The sequence below is a fragment of the Amycolatopsis sp. lyj-108 genome, assembly GCF_046549005.1.
In the GTDB taxonomy this organism is placed as follows: Bacteria; Actinomycetota; Actinomycetes; order Mycobacteriales; family Pseudonocardiaceae; genus Amycolatopsis.
Genome location: NZ_JAJPWQ010000002.1, coordinates 1 through 22175, shown reverse-complemented (window position 1 = coordinate 22175; position 22175 = coordinate 1). Strand labels below are relative to the sequence as shown.

Sequence of the window (22175 nt, the reverse complement as noted above, 5' to 3'; positions counted from 1 at the left end):
CTGGAGTCGATGGGGGCGGGCGCAGTGCCCGCCCCCATCACCGAGGATGCGTGCGCATCCTGTGGATGCGCTGTGTCCGAGCTGTCGAATCAGAGATAGAACGACAGGAACAGCGTGACGACCCAGCTCGCGCCGAGCACCTGGAGCACGCGGTCCTTGAGCGCGATCTCCTCCGGCTCGCCCGCGTTGCCGCCGTCGACGTCGACGGCGTAGCGCAGCACGGCCACCACGAACGGGACCATCGAGACGACCGCCCAGACCGAGTCGTGCTCGACCTGGCGGATCTCGAACGCCCACAGGCAGTACGACATGATCAGGATCGCCGCGGACGTCGCCCAGACGAACCGCAGGTAGCTCGCCGAGTACTTCTTGAGCGAAGAACGGATCTTCGCCCCGGTGCGCTCGAAGAGCATGATCTCGGCGTAGCGCTTGCCCGCCACCATGAACAGCGAGCCGAACGCGGTGACCAGCAGGAACCACTGCGAAAGCGCGATCCCCGCGGCCACGCCACCGGCGATCGACCGCATCAGGAAGCCCGAACCGACGATGGCCAGGTCGACCACCGGCTGGTGCTTGAGGCCGAAGCAGTAGCCGAGCTGGACGGCCTCGTAGACCGCGAGCACGACCGCGAGCTGCCAGCTGGCGAGGAACGAGATGCCGAGGCCCGCGGCGAAGAAGAAGCCGGCCGCGACGAAGGCCACCGGCACCGGCACGATCCCGGCCGCGATCGGCCGGTTCCGCTTGGTCGGGTGGGCCTTGTCCGCCTCGACGTCGATCGCGTCGTTGATGAGGTAGACCGAGGAGGCCACCAGCGAGAACGCCGCGAAGGCGATCAGCGCGGCGATCAGCAGGCCGGTCCGGTCCGTCGACTTCGAAAAGGCGAAGAACGGTGCGGCGAACACCAGCACGTTCTTCACCCACTGGCGCGGGCGTGCCGTCTTGATGATGCCGCCGACGAGACCGCCGGCGACCTTCTTCGGTTCGGCGGCCCCGGCCACGGGTTCTACGTCGTCAGGCTTGGAATCGGCCTTCTCGGTCGTTTCACTCATCGTCGCTTCAGCTTCCTACGTATCAAGCCGCCGACTACGCCCCCAAGGGCCGCTCCGGCCAGAACGTCGGTCGGGTAATGGACGCCGAGCACGAGCCGGGAGGCCAGCATCGGCGGTACCAGGGCCGGGACCAGGTTACGCCCGGTCAATCCGGAGTAGAGCACCGCCGCCGCCGTCGTGGAGGTCGCGTGCGAGGACGGGAAGCTCAGCTTGCTCGGCGTGGAGACCAGGACCTCGACGCTCGGGTGGTCCGGTCGCGGCCGCCTGACCACGCGTTTCACCGCGATGGACGCGGCGTGGGCGCCGACGACGCCTGCCGCCGCGACCAGCCAGTCCTTGCGGCGCTTCTTGTCGACCGCGGCCCCGACGAGCCCCAGCGCGAACCATCCCGCGCTGTGCTCGCCGAAGTGCGAAAGACCGCGTGCCGCCTTCACCGTGATGTCGCTCTTCAGGACACCCTGCGCCTTCGCGAGAACCGCCACCTCGCCGGTGGGAGCGCCCTTCTCAAGCATCGAGGGACCCGTCGAGAGGCGCGCCATCGGTCAGGTGCGGCGCGATCTTGTTGTCGAACGCGGTCAGCGCGGAGCCGATCGCCATGTGCATGTCGAGGTACTTGTAGGTACCGAGACGGCCGCCGAACAGGACGTTGCGCTCCTTGGCCTCGGTCTTCGCCAGCTCGCGGTAGGCCTCGAGCTTCTCGCGGTTGTCCGGGGTGTTGATCGGGTAGTACGGCTCGTCGGCCTCACCGGCGAACCGGGAGTACTCGCGGAACACGACCGTCTTGTCGTTCGGGTAGTGCTTCCGCTCCGGGTGGAAGTGCCGGAACTCGATGATCCGGGTGTACGGCACTTCTTCGTCGTTGTAGTTGACCACCGAGGTGCCCTGGAAATCGCCCGTCTCGACGACCTCGGACTCGAAGTCCACCGTGCGCCAGCTGAACCGGCCCGCGGAGTAGTCGAAGTAGCGGTCCAGCGGACCCGTGTAGACGGTCGGGGTGCCGGCCGGGATGTGCTCGCGGACGTCGAAGTAGTCGACGTTCAGCCGGACCTCGATGTTCTCGTGCTCGGCCATCTTCTCCAGCCACGCGGTGTAGCCGTTGACGGGCAGACCCTCGTAGGCGTCGTTGAAGTACCGGTTGTCGAAGGTGTAGCGGACCGGGAGCCGGGTGATGATGTCGGCGCCGAGGTTCTTCGGGTCGTTCTCCCACTGCTTGGCGGTGTAGCCGCGGATGAACGCCTCGTACAGCGGGCGGCCGACCAGCGAGATCGCCTTCTCTTCGAGGTTCTGCGCGTTCGCGGTCTCGAACTCCGACGCCTGCTTGGCGATCAGCTCGCGGGCCTCGTCCGGGGTGTGCGACTTGCCGAAGAACTGGTTGATCAGCGCCAGGTTCATCGGGAAGGAGTAGACCTGGTCCTTGACCTTGGCGAAGACCCGGTGCTGGTAGTTCGTGAACTCGGTGAAGCGGTTGACGTACTCCCACACCCGCTTGTTCGAGGTGTGGAACAGGTGCGCACCGTAACGGTGCACCTCGATCCCGGTCTCGGGCTCGGCTTCGGAGTAGGCGTTGCCACCGATGTGGTGGCGCCGCTCCAGCACGAGGACCTTCTTGCCGAGCTCGGCCGCGGCCCGTTCGGCAACGGTCAACCCGAAGAAACCGGACCCGACCACGATGAGGTCGTAGCCGGTGAAATCGGCTTCAGTAATCTTGTCGGGGTTCGTGTGCGCGCTCACGGGCGTCGAGGGTACGCACGTCGCCAGCGCGCCCTGCAGCGAGCACCGGTTTTCACCTTCGACAGATACATTTAGGAAGCAGTGCCTACTCCGGACACCTTCTGGTCGTACTTCGGTGCGACCCTGACCTACCTGGCCGTTCTGGCGATCCCCGGCGGGCTCGTCGGCCGGGCCGCGGGCCTGCGTGGCTGGGCCCTGGCAGGCCTGGCCCCGCTGCTGTCCTACACGGTAACCGGACTGGCCGGTCCGTGGCTGGCACTCGCCGGTGTGTCGTACAACCCGCTGACCGTGGCGGGCGTCACGGCCGTGCTCGCCGGACTGGGCTTCGGCCTGCGGCTGTGTGTCCGAAAGCAGGGCCAGGCACGCGGCTGGATCAAGCCGGGCGCCGAGGAGCCGCCGACGAAGTGGCACCCGCGCGCGCACTACGCCGTCGCCGCCTGCGTCGCGCTGGCCATCGGGATCTCGATCCTCGTGGTGCTCTCCGCCCGCGGCGGCACGACGGCGGTGTTCCAGCGCTGGGACACCGTGTTCCACGCGAACGGCATCCGCTACATCGCCGAGACCGGCGACGGCTCGCTGACCGGCATGGGCACCGTCAACTGGTACCCGGACGGCTCGTTCTACCCGAACGCGTATCACCTGGTCGGCTCGCTCGTGTACTCGATTTCGGGGACGACGATCCCGGTCACGCTGAACGCCATCACCATGCCGGTCGCCGGGATCTTCGCGCTGTCGATGGTCGCGCTGATCCGCCAGCTCGGCGGGCGCGCGGTGTTCGCGGGCTGCACCGCGCTGGTGGCCGCCGCGGCCACCACCGGCGCGTACGAATCGGTGTCCAGCGGGTTGCTGCCGTTCGCGCTGGGGATCGTGCTGACGCCGCTGGCCGTGGTCGCGCTGGCCCGCTTCCTCGCGCGGCCCGGCCTCGACACCGGCTACGTGCTCGCGCTGACCGCCGTCGGCCTGCTCGCGGCGCACTCGTCGGCACTGTTCGGCGCGCTGCTGTTCGCCTTCCCGCTGGTGGTGCAGCGCTGGTACCGCGCGCTGCGGCACAAACGGCTCGACGGCGTGCCGGAAGGCCGCGGCGGCTGGCGCGTCATCGGCGGCGACGTCGTCAAGATGGTGCCGGTGATGGCAGGGAGCGCGCTGCTCGCCGCCCCGCACATCCTCGGCGCCCTGAAATTCACTTCGGGTTCATACCCTTATTACGCGTGGGGCTCCGACCTGCCGGTGGTGAAGTCGCTGGGCCTGCTGGTGACCTTCCGGCAGGTGCTGAGCGCGCCACAGGTCTGGCTGACGGTGTTGCTGGTCATCGGCGTCCTGAGCCTGTTCCGGCTCGGGCGGATGCGCTGGATCGGGCTCGCCGCGCTGGGCTTCTCGGCGCTGTTCGTGCTGGTCGCCTCGTTCGGCGCCGAACCGTGGGTGATCTCGCTGTCGCGGCCGTGGTGGAACGACCGCTACCGCCTGATGGCGCTCGCCGCGATCCCGCTCTGCCTGCTGGCCGGGCACGGGATGGCGGAACTACAGCGCTGGTTCGCCAAGTGGGCGAGCGGCCGGTCCTGGGTCAAGAGCAGGCCCGCCCTGCCCGCCCGGCTCGGGCTGGCGACCGCCGTGTTCATCGTCGCCGCGTCGGCCGTGCTGACCAAGGGCTTCTACACCGAGTCGAACGCGCACGCGGTGTCGTTCCTGTACTACAACGGGCCGGAGGGCGAGGTCACGCCGCCGGTCAGCGCCGACGAACTGGCCGCGATGAACGAGCTGACCAAGATGAACATCGGACCGGACGAGAAGGTGCTCAACGAGCGCTTCGACGGGACGGCCTGGCTGTACGCGATCACCGGCATCCACCCGGTCGCCGGGCACTACGACCCGGGCGTGCCGCCGCCGGACGCGAAGTACCTGGCGCTGCACTTCCGCGACTACGACACCGACCCCGAGGTGCGGGCGGCGGTCAGGCGGCTGAACATCAAGCACGTGCTGATCGGGAGCACGCCGATCAAGATCGGCGAGCCGCCGGCGCCGGGGCTGCGTGACCTGGACGGGCTGAACTTCCTGCGCAAGGACTTCGGCAACGCGGGCGCGTCGATCTACACGCTGACGCGCTGACGGCAGCTTCGCGCGGCCGGCGCGTGCAATGAAAGGTCCTTTCCTTGCAAATTTTGCGAGGAAAGGACCTTTCATTGCATCGGGCGGGTCCACAGATAACGGCTCGCGTGGTCGCGGACTGCCCCTGCCGCGACCACGCGAGCCTCAGTCCCCCATTCACCCCCGGGGTGACCCATGAGGGGCAACCGTTCGCGGTCGCACCCACTCGCTGTACTTGTCTGTCAGACGACCATGGGGCGGAAGTGGTTTACCCGGCCCGCTAACGTCACCCGATCGGCCTAAGAGCTTCTTCCCTGGAGTACCGGGAGTACGTCGCTGACGACCGCTTCGAGCGTCGACTCGTGGCCGACGTAGTAGTCGCCGGACCGCGGCCAGTGCGTGACGATGTCGGTGAACCCGAGGTCCCCGGCCCGGCCGGCCGCGTCGCTGAACGCCTCCACGCTGGACAGGGAGAACACCGGCGCCGAGTCGAGGCTCAGGAACCGCTGCACGCTCGCCTTGTCCCTGCCCACGGCGTCGAGCCGCTCGTCGAAGGTCTTCACGAGTTCCGCGACGCCCTTCCACCACTCGTCCTGGGTGTCCGCCTTGATGCCGGTGGTGGCCCAGCCCGCGCCGAACCGCGCGGCGAGCGTCATCGTGCGCGGGCCGTTCGCGGCCACCAGGAACGGCAGCCGCGGCCGCTGCACGCAGCCGGGGAGGTTCCGCGCGCCTTTGGCCCGGTAGTACTCGCCCTCGAAGTCGAAGCCGTCGGTCATCAGCAGCCCGTCGAGCGCTTCGACGAACTCGGTGAAGCGGTCCGTGCGCTCCTTGACCGACAGCTCGGGGCCGTCGAGGACGGTCGCGTCGTAATTGGTGTTCGGGACGCCGGCGCCCACGCCGAGGATGAAGCGGCCGTCGGAGATGTCGTCGAGGGTGGTCAGCTCGCGGGTGAACGGCACTGGGTGCCGCGCGACCGGCGAAGCCACGAAGGTGCCCAGTCTGATCCGCGACGTCACCATCGCGGCCGCCGTCAACGTTGGCATCGCACTGAACCACGGGCCGTCGACGAGGTTCCGCCAGCCGAGGTGGTCGTACGTCCAAGCGTGGTCGAAGCCGTATTCCTCGGCGGCCCGCCATTTCGGCTCGGCCGCCCACCAACGATCTTCCGGAAGGATCACGATGCCTACGCGCACACCCGGGAAGGTACTGGTCCAGACCGACACTTCGCCCGATGGGCGGATCATCGGGGACAATGCGCCGGTGGACAAACCCCTCTTGATCGCCTCCGACGTCGACGGCACCCTGCTCGGTCCGCTGGAGACCCTGTCCGAACGCACGATCGACATCGTCCGGCGGGTCACCGAGGACGGAGTGCCGTTCGTGCTGGTCAGCGGCCGCCCGCCGCGATGGATCGCCCCGATCGCGAACCCGCTGGACCTGACCGGGTACGCGGTATGCGCGAACGGCGCGGTGCTGTACGAGATCGGGACGGACCGGATCGTCGCGGTCCACGGCCTCCTCGAACCCCAGCTGCTGCACGACACCGTCAGTGCTCTTGATCACGCTCTTCCCGGCTGCCGGTACGCCGCGGAACGGGTCGGCGAGTCAGCGCAGGATCCGGGCACGCGCAGTTTCGTGATCGAGCCGGACTACCACAATCCGTGGGGAAACCACGAGGGCGCGGAGGCGCCGAGGGCCGAGGTGCTCGGACATCCGGCGATCAAACTCCTGATCAGCAGGCGCGGCATGAGCTCCGACGAGATGGCGCGGGCGGCGCGCGAGGTGCTCGACGGCTCGGTCGACATCACCTACTCGACCAACAGCGGGCTCATCGAGGTCGCCGCGCACGGCATCACGAAGGCGACCGGGCTGGCCGAGGTCGCCCAGCGGCTGGGCGTCCCGGCCGAACGGGTGATCGCGTTCGGTGACATGCCCAACGACGTCGAGATGCTCGGCTGGGCCGGGCACGGCGTCGCGATGGCCAACGGGCACCGTTACGTGCTGGACGTCGCCGACGAGGTGACCGCGCCGAACTCGGAGGACGGCGTCGCGCAGGTGCTCGAGCGCTGGTTCTAGGACGGCACGCGGCCGGACTAGCGGCCTTCGCGGTCGAGCTTCGCGGCCTCTTCCGGGGTCGGCGCGGTGCCGCCGAGGTGCGCGGGCAGCCACCAGCGCTCGTCGTCGGAGTCCGGCTTGGCCGGGTAGCCGGCCTGGGCGCGGTCCACGAGGGCGGACATCCGCACGCGAAGGTCCTTCGAAAGGACTTCGGCGTCCTCGTCGGCCTTCGGGTGCATGGGCTCGCCGACGAGGATCGAGATCGGCACGTGGCGCTTCGTGAGGTCCTTCGGACGGCCCTTGGTCCACAGCCGCTGCGTGCCCCACAGCGCCATCGGCACGACGGGGACACCCGCCTCGGCGGCCATCCGGACGGCGCCGGACTTGATGTCCTTCACGGTGAACGATCGGCTGATCGTGGCTTCGGGGAACACGCCGACGACTTCGCCGGCCTTCAGGCGCTCGACGGCTTCCCGATACGACGCGAGACCGGCGCCGCGATCGACGGAGATGTGGTGCATCCCGCGCATGAGCGGTCCGGCGATTCGGTTGGCGAAGATCTCCTTTTTCGCCATGAACCTGACCAGGCGTTTCGCCGGCTGCGCGCCGAGCCCGCAGAAGATGAAATCGAGGTAGCTCACGTGGTTGCAGGCGATGACCGCCCCGCCCGTCGACGGGATGTGCTCGGTCCCCTCCACCCGGATGCGGTTGTCCAGCACCCGGAACATCAGCTTCGCCGCCATGATGACGGGCGGGTAAACGAGCTCAGCCATTGGTCCAGGTTACGCTACCGTAGGGTAACCAACCTACGGTCGCGTAGGTCACATCACTCAGAGCGCTCTCGCCGCGCGAAGGTCACCAGCGCCAGGGCGACGCCGAGCACCGTGCAGAACAACGCGATCACCTGGTGCTTGACGTTCTCCAAGCCGTCACCCAGCGCGGCCAGCGCGAACTGCCCGACGGCGACCGCGAGCAGGAAGCCCAGCGTGACGCCCAGCGCCTCGCGCCGCGTCTTCCAGCCGCGCCACGCGATCAGCGCCCATATCGGCAGCAACGCGAAGAAACCCAGTGGCGACAGCAGTTTCGTCACGGTCGAAACGATCGGGACGCGATATTCCTGCGTTTCCGGGGCGAAGCCCGCCGACCGGTCGAAGCTGCCGAGGTAGGGCGGCCGCGCGGTGAGCAGGTCGCCCGCCGCGCGATTCAGGATTTCCGTGGTGCGCAAGGGATGTGCCGCGAAGTACTCGACGACGTTGCGCCGGCTGATCTGTTCGCGGTACTTCGGGTATTCCGGATCCAGCGTCGCGGGCTTCGGATGCCACCAGCCGTTGCCCGCGTACTGGCCGAACGAGGCGGGCAGTCCCAGCGCGGCGAGGTCGGCTTGGGTGTCGTGCCGACCGTCCACAATGGTCAGGAAGATCGTGTTGAACATGTTGATCTCACGCGAATCGTCGCCCGGCCTCGCGGCGAGAGAGCCGTCGGGCAGCTTCGCCGGTTCGACGGTCTGCTGCGCGTAGGCCGTACCTCCGGCGAGCGCGCCGATGACGAACACCACGGGAAGCCAGCGCTTCAGGCCGCGGACACCCGCCGGGCGGACGAGCAGTGCGGCGAGCGCGAGCAACGGCAGGATCATCAGCGTCTGGACCTTGGCGTTGACCGCGATCACGCCGCCGAACAGCAACACGGCGAGGCCCGCGTAACGCCACCAGCCGGGCCTCGCGGCCACCAGCAAGCCGCCGACGGCGAGCAGAAGACCGACGAACGCCGCACCTTCGCCGAGCACAGAGGCGAAGTAACCGAAGAACGCGGAGTCCGCGACGACCAGCAGCAGCCCCACGGCCGCGAAACCGCGGACGCGGCGCGAGTACGGCAGCCCGACGACGATCAACGCGACCGCCGCGGCGGCGAGGACGCTGGTGAGCACGCCGAGAACGACCAGGCTCAGCGTCGATTCGAGGCCGAGCACGCCGCCGATCGACCGCGCGATCCGCGCGAACCAGCTCTGGGTCAGGAGATAGGTGGCGTCACATTCGCCGGCCGGGACCGTGTAGGCGAGGTGGACGAACCCCTCCGGCTTGCCCTTCCACGGGATGCCCGCGCCGCACAGCACGCGGAAGCCGTCGCCGTTGTCGGCCATCCCGACCGGCCGCGGCACGAGGAAACGAACCAGCAGCACGGTGAGCGCGGCGGCGAACACGGAGAGGCCGAACAGACGCGACGATGCTTCGAGCGCTGCTGGTCGGCTAGGGGAAACGCGTTCGTCGACACTCACGAAGGGCACGGTACGTGGCGGAAATCGGGTGACCGGTCGAGGGCCGATCTGACCGACCGCTCGACGTCCGCCCGCAGGAACACGGTCAGCCACGACGAGGTTCCTTCACGCGCGAAGGTCGCGACGCGGTACCTCGCCGCGTACGCCGGGTCGATCACGCACGACTGCTTCGCGGAGTAACCGCTGTCGGTGATGACGGCGATCGTCGGATGCCGCCGTGAGACGACGGCCTCGCCCGCTTCCTCGGCCTGGCCACGGACGCCGACGATCTGCAGTTGCGTCCCGGCGTGGTACGACAGCACACCGGGCGCGGACGTGCTCACCACCGAACCGGGCGGCAGATAGCCGTCGAGCCAGCGGCCGATCTCCTCCATCTGCGCGCCGTGGTCGTGCCAGGCACGCACGCGGGCGAGCATTTCCGGGCTGAACACCGAGACCAGCACCGCGAGCCCGGACAACGCCACCGCGGCGGCGGGCATCAGCCGCTGGACCGGCAGCCGCGGGCGGGGAGTCGGTTTCGCGGCCGCGGTGAGCACGCCGTAGACCGACACCGCCGCCACCGACAGCAGCGGCGGGATCGGCGCCAGCAGTCGCCAGGCCGGCGCGGCGTCGCCGCCGAAGAACACCACGAAAGCGGTGAGCGCGACGGCTGTGACGAGCATGAGCCAGGTCAGCGACCTGGCCTCGGCCTCGTGCGGCGTCTTCCCGGTGCGGCGCAGGAGCAGCGCCACCGCCGCGATCAGGCCGAGCAGCAGGAACCCCTGGTGGGCCACCGAGAAGCCCGACAAGTACTGCCAACCGTGAGAGGATGACCACCGTTCGTCGATGGGGACGAGAACCGACGTCGGCAGGACGTGGTCGTAGTAGGTGACCCGCCACGCCGTCCACGGCACGACGAAGACCAGCCCGCCGAGCAGCCAGCCCGCCGGCGACCACCAGGTGTAGCGGCCGCGGAAAGCGGCGATGACCAGCCAGATCCCGGCCACGACCGCGAGCAGGAGCCCGGCCGGTCGCGTCATCATCGCGAACGCGACGAGCACCCCCGCGACCACCGGACGCCGGGCCGCGAGCGAGGCGAAGACACCGAACACGAGCAGTACGAACAACGGCGTCTCGGTGCCGGATCCGCCGTACGCGGCAAGGCCCCCCGCGCCCGCGACGAGCACGGCGGCGGCCACTCCATAGGCGGGCCGCGGCTCGCCTATGGCCCTCGCGACCACCCGGTTCACCGTCACGTACGCGAGCAGGACGGCGCCGAGGGCGGAGAGGATGCTGAGCACTCTCGCGGAGGTCTCGATATCGGCCCCGAAAGCCGCCTTCGGCAACGCGATGAGGATCATCCAGAGGAAATTCGCGTAACCCTCGATCCGCTCGCCGGTGTTGAACACCGGGCCATTGCCGTCGGCGATGTGCTCGGCGTACCGGAAGGTGACGTACGCGTCTTCCGCGATGGTCGAGAACACCAGCTGATGCAGCAGCGAGAAAACGAGGGTGAGCGTCAGCGCGGCGGCACGCCAGCCGCGGTCGATGCCGATCTTCGGCCAGGCCACCATCACGAAAAGCGCGACCACGAACCAGGCGACGACGAGCGCGATCACCACCTGATCCCCACCCTCCCGGGCCGAGCCACTCCCCTAGCGAAAGACTACGGTCAAGTATCGATCACCGCGCCCCTGTGTTTCTTTCGGCGCAGTCAATTGACACGAACGGTCCAGCAAGTGTGCACAAAGTAGGCAACCTTCCGCCGTTTTCCCCGTCGGGATGTGACTCCTTCGGGTAACGGCCCTCGGTCGTTAATCTGGCTTCCCATTCCGTTCCGCACCACGGGGGTTCTGTGCGGATTCCCCACCCCCGAGGAAGCCCGTGCCCACCCACACCGCCCTGTCGGCCGACGTCCTCACAGTGATCGTCGCGCTGCTCGTCATCGGCCTCCCCGGCCTGTTCACCGGCCTCGCCGCCGGCCTGCGCGGCTGGGTGCTCGCGGGGATGACGCCGTTGCTGAGCTACGCGATCGGTGGTCTCGCCGGGCCATGGGCGGCCGCGCTGGGACTCCCGTTCACCCCCGTGACGTACGCGGTGGCGACGGCCTTGTTCGCCGGAGTCGCGTACGGCCTGCGACGGCTCACCGTGCGCAAATGGCCGCCCGCGCCGGAGGAACCGCTGTGGGGACGGGCCGGGCACCTCGCCGTCGGGGCGTGCGTGCTGCTCGCGGCCGCCGTCGGGATGTACGCGGCGGTGCGCGGGATGGGCAGACTGGACGCCATCCCGCAGGGGTTCGACGCCGTGTACCACGCGAACGGCGTCCGGCAGATCGCCGAAACCGGGGACGGGAGCCTGTTCGGCACCGGCGAGGTCAACTGGTACGGCGACGCGGCACCGGTGTTCTACCCCAACGCGTACCACCTGCTCGCGTCCGTCGTGTACCTGCTCAGCCCGGCGACCATCCCGCTGACCCTCGACGCGAACACCGCGCTGCTGCCGGCGTTGCTGGCGTTGTCGCTGGTCACGATGGTGCGCGTGTTCCGGGGGCGCGCGGTGTTCGCGGGCGCCGTCGCCCTGGTCTCCATCGCGCCGGTGATGGGCCTGTACGAATCGATGAGCAGGGGACCTTTGCTCCCGTTCCTGCTCGGCCTCGCGTTGACCCCGCTGGCCGCCGTCGCGGTGAAGCGATATCTCGACCGGCCGGCGCCCGACACCGGCTTCGTGCTGCTGGTGAGCGCCGTCGGACTGCTGTGCGTGCACTCGTCCGCGTTGTTCGGCGCGATCCTGTTCGCCGGTCCGCTGCTGCTGCAACGCTGGCTCGCGCCCGGTGAACGGTGGCTGCGGATCGGCCGGGACCTGCGCGCGCTGGCGATCGTCGGTGCCGTCGCGGTCGTCGTGGCATGGCTGCAACTGTTCGGCGCGATCGGGCTCGCGAGCGGCGACGTGCCCTACCGCAGCTGGCCGGTCGAATGGCGGGCGACGACGGCACTCGGCGCGCTGCTGGGGTTCCAGCACTACGAGCCCTACCCGCAGATCTGGCTTTCGGTCGCGTTGTTCCTGGGCTTCATCTTCTTCTCGCGCGCGGGCGCGCTGCGCTGGATCGGCGTGACGGCGTTGCTCACCGGGCTCGCCTACATCGCGGTGACGTCTTCGGAGCACCCTCTCGTGCTGGCGCTGTCGCGGCCGTGGTGGAACGACCCGTACCGGTTCATGTCGATGGCGGCGATCCCGCTGTCGATCATCGCGGCGCACGGCCTCGCCGAGTCGCAGGCGTGGCTGCGGGACAACGTGGCACACCGCAAGGTGCCCGCGTTCGTCGTCGCGGTGGTGGTCTTCGGCGGGTTCGCCTTCCTGAGCAACGGTTTCTACGCGCCGTCCAACGCGGAAAAAGTCGCACCCGGCTACGCGAACACGCCCGGCGTCGACCCGCACAAACTGCCGGTGAGCCCGGACGAGGTCGTCGCGATGGAGAAGCTCGCCGAGTTCGCGAAACCCGGCGAGCGCGCGGTGAACGACCGGCTGGACGGGACGGTGTGGACCTACGCGCTCTCCGGCGTCCGCACGACTTCCGGGCATTTCGACGAGACGCTGGCACCGTCGGACGCGCGGCTGCTGGAACGGCACTTCCGCGAGTACCCGTCGAACGCCCAGGTGCGGGCGGCCGTGGCGCGGCTGAACGTGCGGTGGGTGATCCTCGGGCAGTACGGCTACCCGACCGGCGCCCCGCGCCAGGCCGGGCTGCGCGATCTGGACGGGCTGAACTTCCTGACCGAGGTGTACCGCAACTCCGACGCCGTCGTCTACCGGCTGAACCCCTGACCCCCGCAATTAGTCACCTACTTGCGGCCGTCACCCGCGCGACCAGCGCGAGGTGCTAGACCGCAAGTAGGTGACTAATTGCGGGGGTCTTGGCGTCTCTCAGTGCATGCTGTGTCCGTGACGCAGTGGATCCGCTATTTCTGGGCCGACGACGACACCGTGACTTTCCTGGAGATCGACGAAGACGGCTGGGCGCGACGGCAGGTGATCCTTCAAGGCGAGCTTCGCCTCCCGGTGTCGGCCGCGACTCTTGATGAGGTCATGCACCTCCGTGACCACGGCACGCTCGCGGACATGACCGCCTACGAAAATCGCTACGGCGTACTGGCCGAGGGCGACGTCCGAGACTGGGAGGACACCGACCAGGTCGTCGAGATCACCCGAGCGGAATTCGACCGGGTTTGGGTACCGGCGCGGGAAACCCTCGCGCGTTTCGTCCTCTGAATGCGCAAAGACCGCAAGTAGGTGACTAATTGCGGTCGACGAGGCGGGCGGAGAGGGCGGCGGCGCCGGCGGTGATCAGGTCGGCGACGGTGAACATGACCCGCGAAGCGATGGCGAAAGCCGTCGCCTGGACGACGGTGAGACCCGACGCGGTGAGCACGGCGACCTGCGCGACCTCGCGGACGCCGACCCCGCTTGGCAGGATGAACGCGAACGTCCCGACGGTCATCGCGACGGCCATCGCGCCGACACACAGCACGAAACCGCTGAAACCGGGTGTGCCGACGGAGTTCGCCAGCAACCACAGGTGCACGCCCTGGAGCGCCCACGCCGCCGTCGACGAGCCGAAGACCTTCCCGACGACCGACCAGCTCAGCCGGTGGTCCAGCGGCGGACGGCGCAGGATCCGCAGCACCAGCGACGTGCCCCAGGTGAGCACGCGCGGGTGCAGCATCGCCAGGCCGACCGGGATCAGCACGAACAGCCACAGCGCCCGCGGGCTGTTGCTGAACACCGCGGGGGCCGCGAGCAGCGAGACGACCAGCGCCGACACCACGCCGACGCCGAGCTGGATCAGCGAGCCGGTGAAGATCCGCGCCCTGGCGAGCCCGGCCTTGCGCCCCAGTTCCATCTGCAGCAGGTACGCCCACACCGAACCCGGCACGTATTTGCCGAGCGAGCCGACGAGGCAGATCTGCGCGCCGCGGGCGTAGCCGATCGGCTTGCCGAGGTCGTCGACCATGACCTGCCAGCCGTAGGTCGACACCATGATCGCGGCGATGAGCGCGAGCAGGCTCAACGTGGAGGATTCCCAGGCGACCTCGGACAGCGTGCGCCAGAATTCACCCCAATTGGTGACCAGGGTCTTCGCCGCGAATCCGACGACCAGCAGGATCGCGACCCAGCGGACGACGTCGAGGATCTTCGCCTTGGTGGATTTCGGCTGCTTTACCGCAACCGGAGACTCCTCCTCGGGCGTTTCGACTGTCGTCACTGAACCTCCTCTGCTGAAACCTCTGTCGCCGCAGGTCAGGCCTGTACGGTCACCAGGCGGCTGAACTCGGTCAGCAGATCGTAGCCGTCCCAAATCGCGGAGAACGTCAGGGCCGATCCGAAAGGAACGACACGGTCGACGCCGCGGCCCGCCAATTCCGTCACGAATTCCGTCAATTCTTCTTTGGTGAAGCCGAATTGACCGACGGTTTGATCTTTGCGGAGCACGATCGGGACGAGGTCGGAAAGCGTGTCGACCCGCGCGTTGGCGAAAGTGCCCGCGCCGAGCCATTCGCGTGGCAAGACAGCGGGGTCGGCCAGTTCGAGCGTCGCGATGCCGTTGCCCTGGAACTCGATGCCGTTGACGAGCCCGTCGACGGCCGCGCCGTACGCGGAAACCCGCTTCTGCACGGCCATGGCGGGCTCGGTGACGTGCTGTTTCGTCGCCAGCACCTCGGCGAGCAGCTTCCGGAATTCCTGTCCGGCTTCGCGGGCGCCCGCTTCGTCGCCGACCCAGAACACCGCGCGCGGCGACGAACAGGCGGCCTGGTCGAACCAGTACGAGTCGTTGTAGAAGCCCTCGGCCGCGCCGCGGCGCTCGGCTTCGGAGGCGTTCTGCCAGCCGCGCACCGACGCGACCGCGAACGACGACCGGTCCGGGAAGGTCAGGTCGCGCGCGTGCGGGGCCAGCGGGTACTTGCGCAGGGCCGCGACCGAGGCGTCGCCGCCCCAGATGACCCGCAGATCCGCGGCGACCGACAGCGCACCGCTGATCGCGTCGCTGCGGTCGTAGGTGACCATGCGCTGCGTCGCGGTGATCGCGGCGGCGGTGTCGGCGTCCACTTCGGACAGTGCGGCGTTCAGCGCCTCCAGCACCGTTTCGGCGGCGCCGGCCGAACGCGACGACACGCGGACGACGTTGTGGTTACCCGCCAGCGCGGAAAGCGCCCACGAATACACGAAGATCGTGTCGACGTTGGCGGGCGGCACGTGGAAGACGAGCCCGCGCGGGAAGCGCAGCGCGTCGCCGGAAGTCTCCAAAGTGGACAGTGCCTTGGCGATCTCTCCCTTGCGTAGGAAGAAACCGAGCGACGCCAGCTCCGGGAACCGACGTGCGGTCGCGGGCGCGAGCAGCTTGCGCGCGAACTTCGTCAGGAACTCGACGACCCGCGGGTCACCGACGCGCAACCGCCCGCCGACGGGCTCGGCACGCAGTTCCTCGACCAGCGAGGAGACCTCGATCGGGTCCGATAGCGGGAAACGCTGATCGAGAGTCATGCCGCCGCTCCCTGGAAGGTGTCCGAGCAGCCGCGGGCCTCGGCCTTGGGCAGCCTGCCCATGACCGAGAAGTGCTTGCCAGGCCAGTCGCCGTCGTCGATTCCGTTGTAGACACCGAGGTCTTCGGTGAGCAGGACGTGGCCAGGGTACGAGTGCGGCAGCGTGCTGATGACCTCGATCACGCCGGGTTCGCCGACCGGCTGTTCTTCCCAGGTCTCCGGGTTCCGGATCACGACGTCCGCGAAATCGGGGCAGTACAACGAGTTCCCGGACGGACCTTCGAGGAACACGGTGCCGATCTGCTCGATCATCCCGTAGTAGTTGTGGATCCGGGCGAGCCCGGTGTCCTCTTTGAAGCGACGGCGGAACTCGGTGTTGTCGACCGCGCGGTCGATCAGCTTCTTCCAGCCGCCGGAGTGGATCAGGATTCCGTTGGACAGATCCAGCTTGTGCTCGCGCGCGACCTCGTACAGGTACTGCCACACCATGAAGGTGAAGCCGAAGATGAGGAACGGCTTGTCGCCGTAGGTCGCGAGGAAGGTCTTGACCGCCTCGACGTCCGGCTGGTCGTTCTCGTCGAGCACGTAGGTGTGCTTGCGGCCGAAGTTGGCCATGCCCAGCACGCCCGCGCCGCGGGCGGAGAACGAGCGGCGGTTCTTGATGATGCCGATGGTGTCGACCATCAGCATCGGCAGCCGCTCGCCGCCGAGAACCTCCTGAAGGGTGGCGCCGAGCTGCTTGGTCTGCGCACCGGCCGCGGCCTTGTCCAGGTAGATCCGGGACGCGCCCGCGCCAGTGGTGCCAGAAGACGTCAGCGTCTTGAAGATCTCGGACTCGGGGATGCTGCGCAGGTCGTGCGTCTTGAACATCCGCACCGGCAGCCACGGCAGGTCCGCGATGGAGGCGAACTCCGCGTCCCGCGCGATGCCGAGTGACGAAAGGATGCGCTCGTACCCTTCGGAGTTCTCGCGGTGGTGCGCGGTGAGCTCGGCGAGCTGCGGAAGCAGGTGCTTCTCGCGCTCGGCCTGAGACAACGTAAAGACGCTCATACCTGGGCCTCCAGCGACCGGTAGTCGATCTTGCCGCTGGCCAGCAGCGGCACGGTGTCGCATGCGCGGACGTCGAATCCGCTGGTGTGCAGGTGGAGCCGCTCGGACAGCGCCTTCGCGGCGTCCTTGCACATATCTTTGTCAGCCCCTTCCGCGAACAGGACGACCTTGTCCCCGGCCGGGACGGCGGCGACGACGTCGATCCCCACCGAGGCAGAACGCACGGCGTGCTCGAGATCATCCAGGCTGACCCGGTTGCCGAAGACCTTGCCGATCCGCTTGAGGCGTCCGGTGATGTAGAGGAACCCGTCCTCGTCGAGGTAGCCGAGGTCGCCGGTGGCCAGCACGCCGCCGTACTCGTCGCCCGCGGCCAGCCCGGCTTCGTCGTCGGCGTAGCCCATCATCACGTTGGGCCCGCGGTAGACGACCTCGCCGACGATCTTCGGATGCTTGGTCTCGGAACCGTCCTCGCGCCGGATCGCGAACGCGCCGCCGGGCAGCGCGGGCCCGGCCGAGCCGAGCTTCTCCGCGAGCCGTTCCGCCGGGACGGTGGTCATCCGCGGGGCGGCCTCGGTCTGCCCGTACATCACGAACATCCGTCCGCCGACCTCGCGGATCTTGTCGTTGAACTGGGCGACGAGCTCGTCGCGGAGTTTGCCGCCAGCCTGGGTCAGCGTGCGCAGCGTCGGGTACTTCGCCGGGTCGAACTTGAGTCGCCGCAACATCTCGTAGTGGTACGGGACCCCGGCGAGCGAAGTCACCTTGTGCTCGTTGACCGCGTCCCAGAACCCGCGCCCGAGCACGCCCGAGGGCTCGATGACCACGGTCGCGCCGCGGACGAGATGCGAGTTCAGCACGGACAGGCCGTAGCTGTAGTGCAGCGGGAGGCTGGTCGGCGCGACCTCGTCGCGGTCGATGCCGAGCACCTCGGCGATCGCGTCGGCGTTCGCGTAGACAGCATTGCGCGCGAGCCGGACCAGCTTCGGGTTGCCGGTGGAACCGCTGGTCGGAAGCAGAACCGCCAGGTGGGGATGCGGCTCGACGCCCTCGGCGGATTTCCGGACCCAGTGCCCGTCGGAAACGCCGTAACCCTCGGGTGCGGGCGCGTCCGGCGCGGACAGCACGGCGGCCGGGCGGAACCGCTCGATGAGCCCCGCCAGCACGTCGGCGTCCAGCGCCGGGTCGATCAGCGCGATCGCACGGCCGGCCTCGAACGCGCCGAGGTAGTTCAGCACGCTTTCGAGGTCCACCGACATCCGCGCGAACAGCGCGCCCGGCGGCAGCTCCGACAACGCGGCACCCACGCGGGTGACCTCGGCGTCGAGTTCCTCGCCCGCGAGCGTTTTGCCGCTGGTGACGTCGATCAGTCGTGCACCCACACCCAAAAGGGTCATCAGAGAACTAATCCTCCATCGATGCCCAGCACCTGCCCGGTGATGAACGAGGCGTCATCACTGACGAGGAACCGGATCGCGTTCGCCACGTCTTCGGGCGTGCCGAGCCGCCCGAGCGGGGTCTTGCCGATGTTCTCGGCCTTGGCGTCTTCGGTGAGACCCGAGGTCAGGTCGGTGTCGATGACGCCGGGCGCCACCGCGTTGACCCGGATCCCGGACCGGCCGAGCTCCTTCGCGGCCGAACGCGCGATGTTCGCCACCGCCGCCTTCGAGGCCGCGTACACCGTCTGACCGGCGCTTCCGTGCTCGCCGACGATCGAAGCCAGCACCACGATCGATCCGGTCTTCTTGCGCATCATCGCCCTGGCCGCGGCCTGGACGGTGTGCAGCGTGCCGGCGACGTTCGTGCTCAGCGTGGTGTCGACCAGTTCCTCGCGGATCATGCCGAGGAGCGCGTCCTCCATGATCCCGGCGTTGGCGACCACGATGTCGAGCTTGCCGTGCTCCTTGGCCACCCCGCGGACCAGCGTCGACACGGCCTTGGCGTCGGTGACGTCCAGGGCGAGCCCGCTCGCGGCCCCCGCCGCGGCCGCCGCTTCCTTGGCCTTCGACTCGTCGCGGCCGGTCAGGACGACGGTGGCGCCCGCCTCGGCGAGCGCCCGCGCGGTGGCCAGCCCGATGCCCCGGGTACCCCCGGTGACCAGGGCGATCCTGCCTTCCAGCATCACTTGGACTGGAGGTCGGTCACCATGTCGACGGCGACCTTGAAGCTGGACATGTCGATCACCTGGTCGGTGTCGAATTCCACATCGAACTCGTCCTCGATGGCCGCGACGAGCGCCATGTGACCGACCGAGTCCCACGCCTCGATGTCGCGGTACTTCAGGTTTTCAATGTCAACACTGTCGACGTCTAGATCCAGCGCCTCGACGAAGACCTCACGCAGCTTGCCGGCGACTTCCGCCATCTTCAGACTCCTAGTGTCACTCGCGCGGACGGGCGTCCCACGCCTTCACCAAGGTAGAGAGGTCGCCGGGCAGCCGGTCGGCCAGCCCGTCCTCAGGGAGACCGGCCTTACCCTTCAGCCACGGTCCCAGCGCCTCGATGGCCGCCTCGTCCAGGCCTCGGCGAGACAGGCCCACGGTGTTGACGCCGGTCACCCGAGCGGGGTTGCCCACGGCGATGGTGAACGCGCCCACCTCCTTGCGGACCGCGGAGCTCATCCCGACCATCGCGCCGGGGCCGACGACGACCCGCTGGTGCAGGATCGCGCCCATGCCCAGGTTCGCCCCGGACCAGATGTGGCAGTGGCCGCCGGTGATGACGTTCGAAGCGACCGTGACGGCGTCTTCGACGATGCAGTCGTGGGCGATGTGGGAGCCGCGAAGGAAGTAGCCGCCGTCGCCGATGGTGGTGGTGCGCCAGGTGCCCTGGTGGACGCTCACGTACTCGCGGATCCGGTTGCGGCTGCCGATGACGACGCCGTGGCCGTCGTGATCGGGATCACCGTTCGGTGCGGTTTCCCAGGCGGCGGGATGCTCGCGGCCGCGGTCCTCGCCGGGGGTCCCGATGGTGACGTGCGGACCGATCCAGTTGCCGTCCCCGATCCGCGTGGGGCCCACGATGACGGTGAACGGTCCGATGACGTTGTCTTCACCGAGCTCGACACCCTCGCCGATGACTGCTGTCGGGTGGATGCGGTTCACCACGTGAGTTCCGTTCGTTGTGGCTGGAGGCAGCCTGGGGTAATGGGCGCTTCGGCGGTCCCGGTAACGTGTGGCCCGCGCCAGAGAGGGCGGCCGGGCGCAGAACCGGCGGCTCACTGTACCGGACGCACCAGAACGCCCAGTCGAGAGAGACTTGCAGATGATCCCCATTACCGTGGTCGACGTCCGTGACGCGGAGGACCTCGTCGTCGAGGTGCTGCGATCCGGCGCCATCGCACAGGGACCGATGGTCAAGCGCTTCGAGGACGCGTTCGCGAGCGTTTCCGGCACGAAGCACGCGATCGCCGTCAACAACGGCACCACCGCGCTGGTCGCCGCCATCCAGGCGCTCGACCTTCAGCCGGGCGACGAGGTCGTCACCTCGCCGTTCACCTTCGTGGCGACGCTGAACGCGATCCTGGAAGCCGGCGCGACCGTCCGCTTCGCCGACATCCGGCGCGACGACTTCGCGATCGACCCGGACGCCGTCGCCGCCGCGATCACCGACCGCACCAAGGTCCTGATGCCCGTGCACCTCTACGGGCAGACCGCGGACATGGGCAAGCTCGCGCCGCTGGCCGCCGAGCACGGTCTCAAGGTCATCGAGGACTCCGCGCAGGCCGTCGGCGCGTCGTTCCAGGGCAAGCCGTCCGGCTCCTTCGGGATCGGCTGCTTCTCCTTGTACGCCACCAAGAACGTCACCACCGCCGAGGGCGGCGTGATCACCACGGACGACGACAAGCTGGCCGACGCGTTGCGTGTGCTGCGCAACCAGGGCATGCGCGCCCGGTACCAGTACGAGGTCGCCGGGCACAACTACCGGATGACCGACCTGCACGCCGCCGTCGGCATCCCGCAGCTGGAGAAGCTCGACCAGCTCACCGCCGCGCGCCAGGCCAACGCGAAGCGCCTCACCGACGGCCTCGCCGGCACCCCGGGTCTCGACCTCCCGCAGGTCCTGCCGGGCCGCGAGCACGTGTGGCACCAGTACACCGTGCTGGTCGGCCCGCACGCCTTCCTTTCGCGTGACGAACTCGCCGCCGCCCTCACCGAGCGCGGTATCGGCAACGGGATCTACTACCCGAAGATCGTCTTCGACTACGACTGCTACCGGGACAACCCGCTGATCCCCGACGCGAAGGTCGAGGACTTCCCGGTGGCCGCTTCCGTCGCCGCGCAGGCGCTTTCCCTGCCGGTGCACCCGCACCTTTCCGAGTCCGACCTGGACACCATCATCGAAACGGTTCGCGAGGTACTCGGCGCATGACCACGCACAAGATCGCCCTCATCGGCACCGGGAACATGGGTTCGCTGCACGCCCGTGTCCTCGCCGCGAACGAGCGCGTGGACCTCGTCCGCGTGATCGACCCGCGCGAAGAGGCGGGCCGCAAGGTCGCCGAACGCTACGAAACCCAGTGGACGCCCGAAATCGGCTCACTGTCCGATGTGGACGCCGTCGTGCTCGCTTCGGCGACCGAGGCGCATTACGAGCTGGCGCAGGAGATCCTGGGCCAGGGCAAGCCGATGCTGGTCGAGAAGCCGGTGTGCAACAGCTTCGAGTTCTCCCAGGAGATCGTCGGGCTTTCGGCGAAGAAGGACGTCCCGCTGATGTGCGGGCTCCTGGAGCGCTACAACCCGGCCGTGATGACCGCGCGGGCGCTGGTCAACGAGCCGATCCACCTGATGGCCCGCCGCCACGGCCCGTACGCGCCGCGCATCAAGACCGGTGTCGCGTGGGACCTGCTGGTGCACGACGTCGACCTGGCGATCCAGTTCTTCGGCGGCGCGACCCCGCAGCGGGTCGCCTCCGGTGCCGGCTACTTCCACCCGAACTCGGTCGAAGGCGCCGAAGACACCATCGAGACGGTGCTGTCGTTCGAGTCCGGGCTCGCCACGGTCTCCGCGTCGCGCCTCGGCCAGCGCAAGGTCCGCTCGCTCTGGGTGTCCGAACTGGACCGCATGATCGAGATCGACCTGCTCCGCCGCGACGTCACCATCTACCGGCACGTCTCGCACGACTCGGTCACCGAGGACGGCCTCGGCTACCGGCAGCAGACCGTCATCGAGATCCCGGAACTGGTCACCGCGCGCGAACCCCTCGCGACCCAGCTGGACCGGTTCGTCGACCTGCTCGAAGGCAAGATCGACGCCGACACCGAGCGGGACCTGATCCTGCCTTCGCACGCCGTTGTCGACCAGGTGCCGAATTGCGTTATTTGGTGAGGCGCTGGCCCTTCGCGTCGTAGGCGACGAGCGGGGTCAGCACTCCCGCCGACTCCACCTGAGCGCCGTCGAACCAGAAGAGGACGATCGACGGGTCC

The 22175-nt window shown here is 68.6% G+C and carries 20 protein-coding genes; 6 read left to right on the top strand and 14 right to left on the bottom strand.

Annotation, left to right across the window (positions count from 1 at the left end; translation table 11 throughout):
• Positions 1-89: 89 nt before the first annotated feature.
• From ACLJO0_RS06385 to glf, 3 genes are read right to left on the bottom strand one after another with little or no spacing between them, the layout of a single operon-like run.
• Entirely contained in the window at positions 90-1049 is a 960-nt protein-coding gene (locus ACLJO0_RS06385) for a decaprenyl-phosphate phosphoribosyltransferase (protein WP_410577003.1), read from the bottom strand.
• Complete coding sequence (locus tag ACLJO0_RS06380; RefSeq protein WP_005149609.1) at positions 1046-1561, bottom strand: phosphatase PAP2 family protein; 516 nt, start codon at positions 1559-1561, stop codon at positions 1046-1048. The genes ACLJO0_RS06385 and ACLJO0_RS06380 overlap by 4 nt, the downstream gene beginning before the upstream one ends.
• Positions 1554-2780 (bottom strand): UDP-galactopyranose mutase, encoded by a 1227-nt coding sequence (gene glf, locus ACLJO0_RS06375; protein ID WP_410577002.1) that lies wholly within the window; start codon positions 2778-2780, stop codon positions 1554-1556. Before glf ends, ACLJO0_RS06380 begins: the two co-directional genes overlap by 8 nt.
• Positions 2781-2861: 81 nt before the next feature.
• Here glf and ACLJO0_RS06370 point away from each other — a divergent pair, with 81 nt between their 5' ends.
• On the top strand, positions 2862-4883 hold the full coding sequence (locus tag ACLJO0_RS06370) for a DUF6541 family protein (RefSeq protein WP_410577001.1): 2022 nt from the start codon (positions 2862-2864) through the stop codon (positions 4881-4883).
• Between the two features lie 278 nt (positions 4884-5161).
• Here the strand turns inward: ACLJO0_RS06370 and ACLJO0_RS06365 are convergent, their stop codons facing one another.
• Positions 5162-6055: an LLM class flavin-dependent oxidoreductase gene (locus tag ACLJO0_RS06365; protein ID WP_410577000.1), complete on the bottom strand. Its 894-nt coding sequence runs from the start codon at positions 6053-6055 to the stop codon at positions 5162-5164.
• Positions 6056-6137: 82 nt separating this feature from the next.
• Between ACLJO0_RS06365 and ACLJO0_RS06360 the strand changes: the two genes are divergently transcribed.
• Positions 6138-6938 (top strand): HAD family hydrolase, encoded by an 801-nt coding sequence (locus ACLJO0_RS06360; protein ID WP_410578177.1) that lies wholly within the window; start codon positions 6138-6140, stop codon positions 6936-6938.
• A 17-nt stretch (positions 6939-6955) separates the two neighbouring features.
• Here the strand turns inward: ACLJO0_RS06360 and ACLJO0_RS06355 are convergent, their stop codons facing one another.
• The 3 genes from ACLJO0_RS06355 to ACLJO0_RS06345 are packed head-to-tail and all read right to left on the bottom strand — an operon-like array spanning position 6956 to position 10790.
• Positions 6956-7690 (bottom strand): lysophospholipid acyltransferase family protein, encoded by a 735-nt coding sequence (locus ACLJO0_RS06355; protein ID WP_410576999.1) that lies wholly within the window; start codon positions 7688-7690, stop codon positions 6956-6958.
• Between the two features lie 53 nt (positions 7691-7743).
• Positions 7744-9189: a hypothetical protein gene (locus tag ACLJO0_RS06350; RefSeq protein ID WP_410576998.1), complete on the bottom strand. Its 1446-nt coding sequence runs from the start codon at positions 9187-9189 to the stop codon at positions 7744-7746.
• Positions 9186-10790 (bottom strand): hypothetical protein, encoded by a 1605-nt coding sequence (locus ACLJO0_RS06345; RefSeq protein WP_410576997.1) that lies wholly within the window; start codon positions 10788-10790, stop codon positions 9186-9188. Before ACLJO0_RS06345 ends, ACLJO0_RS06350 begins: the two co-directional genes overlap by 4 nt.
• Before the next feature lie 262 nt (positions 10791-11052).
• On the opposite strand from ACLJO0_RS06345, the gene ACLJO0_RS06340 reads away from it, so the two are divergent.
• Together ACLJO0_RS06340 and ACLJO0_RS06335 are read left to right on the top strand one after the other, a co-directional pair.
• A complete protein-coding gene (locus ACLJO0_RS06340) occupies positions 11053-12990 on the top strand; it encodes a DUF6541 family protein (RefSeq protein ID WP_410576996.1) in 1938 nt (645 codons plus the stop codon).
• A gap of 117 nt (positions 12991-13107) precedes the next feature.
• Entirely contained in the window at positions 13108-13434 is a 327-nt protein-coding gene (locus tag ACLJO0_RS06335; protein ID WP_410576995.1) for a hypothetical protein, read from the top strand.
• A 25-nt stretch (positions 13435-13459) separates the two neighbouring features.
• On the opposite strand, the gene ACLJO0_RS06330 is transcribed toward ACLJO0_RS06335, so the two are convergent.
• The 7 genes from ACLJO0_RS06330 to ACLJO0_RS06300 are packed head-to-tail and all read right to left on the bottom strand — an operon-like array spanning position 13460 to position 19857.
• Positions 13460-14428, bottom strand: coding sequence for a lysylphosphatidylglycerol synthase transmembrane domain-containing protein (locus tag ACLJO0_RS06330; RefSeq protein ID WP_410576994.1), 969 nt, complete (start codon positions 14426-14428; stop codon positions 13460-13462).
• A gap of 35 nt (positions 14429-14463) precedes the next feature.
• Positions 14464-15705, bottom strand: a complete 1242-nt coding sequence (locus ACLJO0_RS06325) for an acyl-CoA reductase (RefSeq protein WP_410576993.1) — start codon at positions 15703-15705, stop codon at positions 14464-14466.
• Positions 15702-16754, bottom strand: a complete 1053-nt coding sequence (locus ACLJO0_RS06320; protein ID WP_410576992.1) for an acyl-protein synthetase — start codon at positions 16752-16754, stop codon at positions 15702-15704. Before ACLJO0_RS06320 ends, ACLJO0_RS06325 begins: the two co-directional genes overlap by 4 nt.
• Positions 16751-18148, bottom strand: a complete 1398-nt coding sequence (locus ACLJO0_RS06315; RefSeq protein ID WP_410576991.1) for an AMP-binding protein — start codon at positions 18146-18148, stop codon at positions 16751-16753. Before ACLJO0_RS06315 ends, ACLJO0_RS06320 begins: the two co-directional genes overlap by 4 nt.
• On the bottom strand, positions 18148-18873 hold the full coding sequence (locus ACLJO0_RS06310) for an SDR family NAD(P)-dependent oxidoreductase (RefSeq protein ID WP_410576990.1): 726 nt from the start codon (positions 18871-18873) through the stop codon (positions 18148-18150). Before ACLJO0_RS06310 ends, ACLJO0_RS06315 begins: the two co-directional genes overlap by 1 nt.
• Positions 18873-19115, bottom strand: a complete 243-nt coding sequence (locus tag ACLJO0_RS06305; RefSeq protein WP_410576989.1) for an acyl carrier protein — start codon at positions 19113-19115, stop codon at positions 18873-18875. The genes ACLJO0_RS06310 and ACLJO0_RS06305 overlap by 1 nt, the downstream gene beginning before the upstream one ends.
• Before the next feature lie 16 nt (positions 19116-19131).
• Complete coding sequence (locus ACLJO0_RS06300) at positions 19132-19857, bottom strand: UDP-N-acetylglucosamine acyltransferase (RefSeq protein WP_410576988.1); 726 nt, start codon at positions 19855-19857, stop codon at positions 19132-19134.
• A gap of 157 nt (positions 19858-20014) precedes the next feature.
• Between ACLJO0_RS06300 and ACLJO0_RS06295 the strand changes: the two genes are divergently transcribed.
• Together ACLJO0_RS06295 and ACLJO0_RS06290 are read left to right on the top strand one after the other, a co-directional pair.
• Entirely contained in the window at positions 20015-21121 is a 1107-nt protein-coding gene (locus tag ACLJO0_RS06295) for a DegT/DnrJ/EryC1/StrS family aminotransferase (protein ID WP_410576987.1), read from the top strand.
• Complete coding sequence (locus tag ACLJO0_RS06290; RefSeq protein ID WP_410576986.1) at positions 21118-22077, top strand: Gfo/Idh/MocA family protein; 960 nt, start codon at positions 21118-21120, stop codon at positions 22075-22077. The genes ACLJO0_RS06295 and ACLJO0_RS06290 overlap by 4 nt, the downstream gene beginning before the upstream one ends.
• Positions 22078-22175 lie beyond the last annotated feature (98 nt).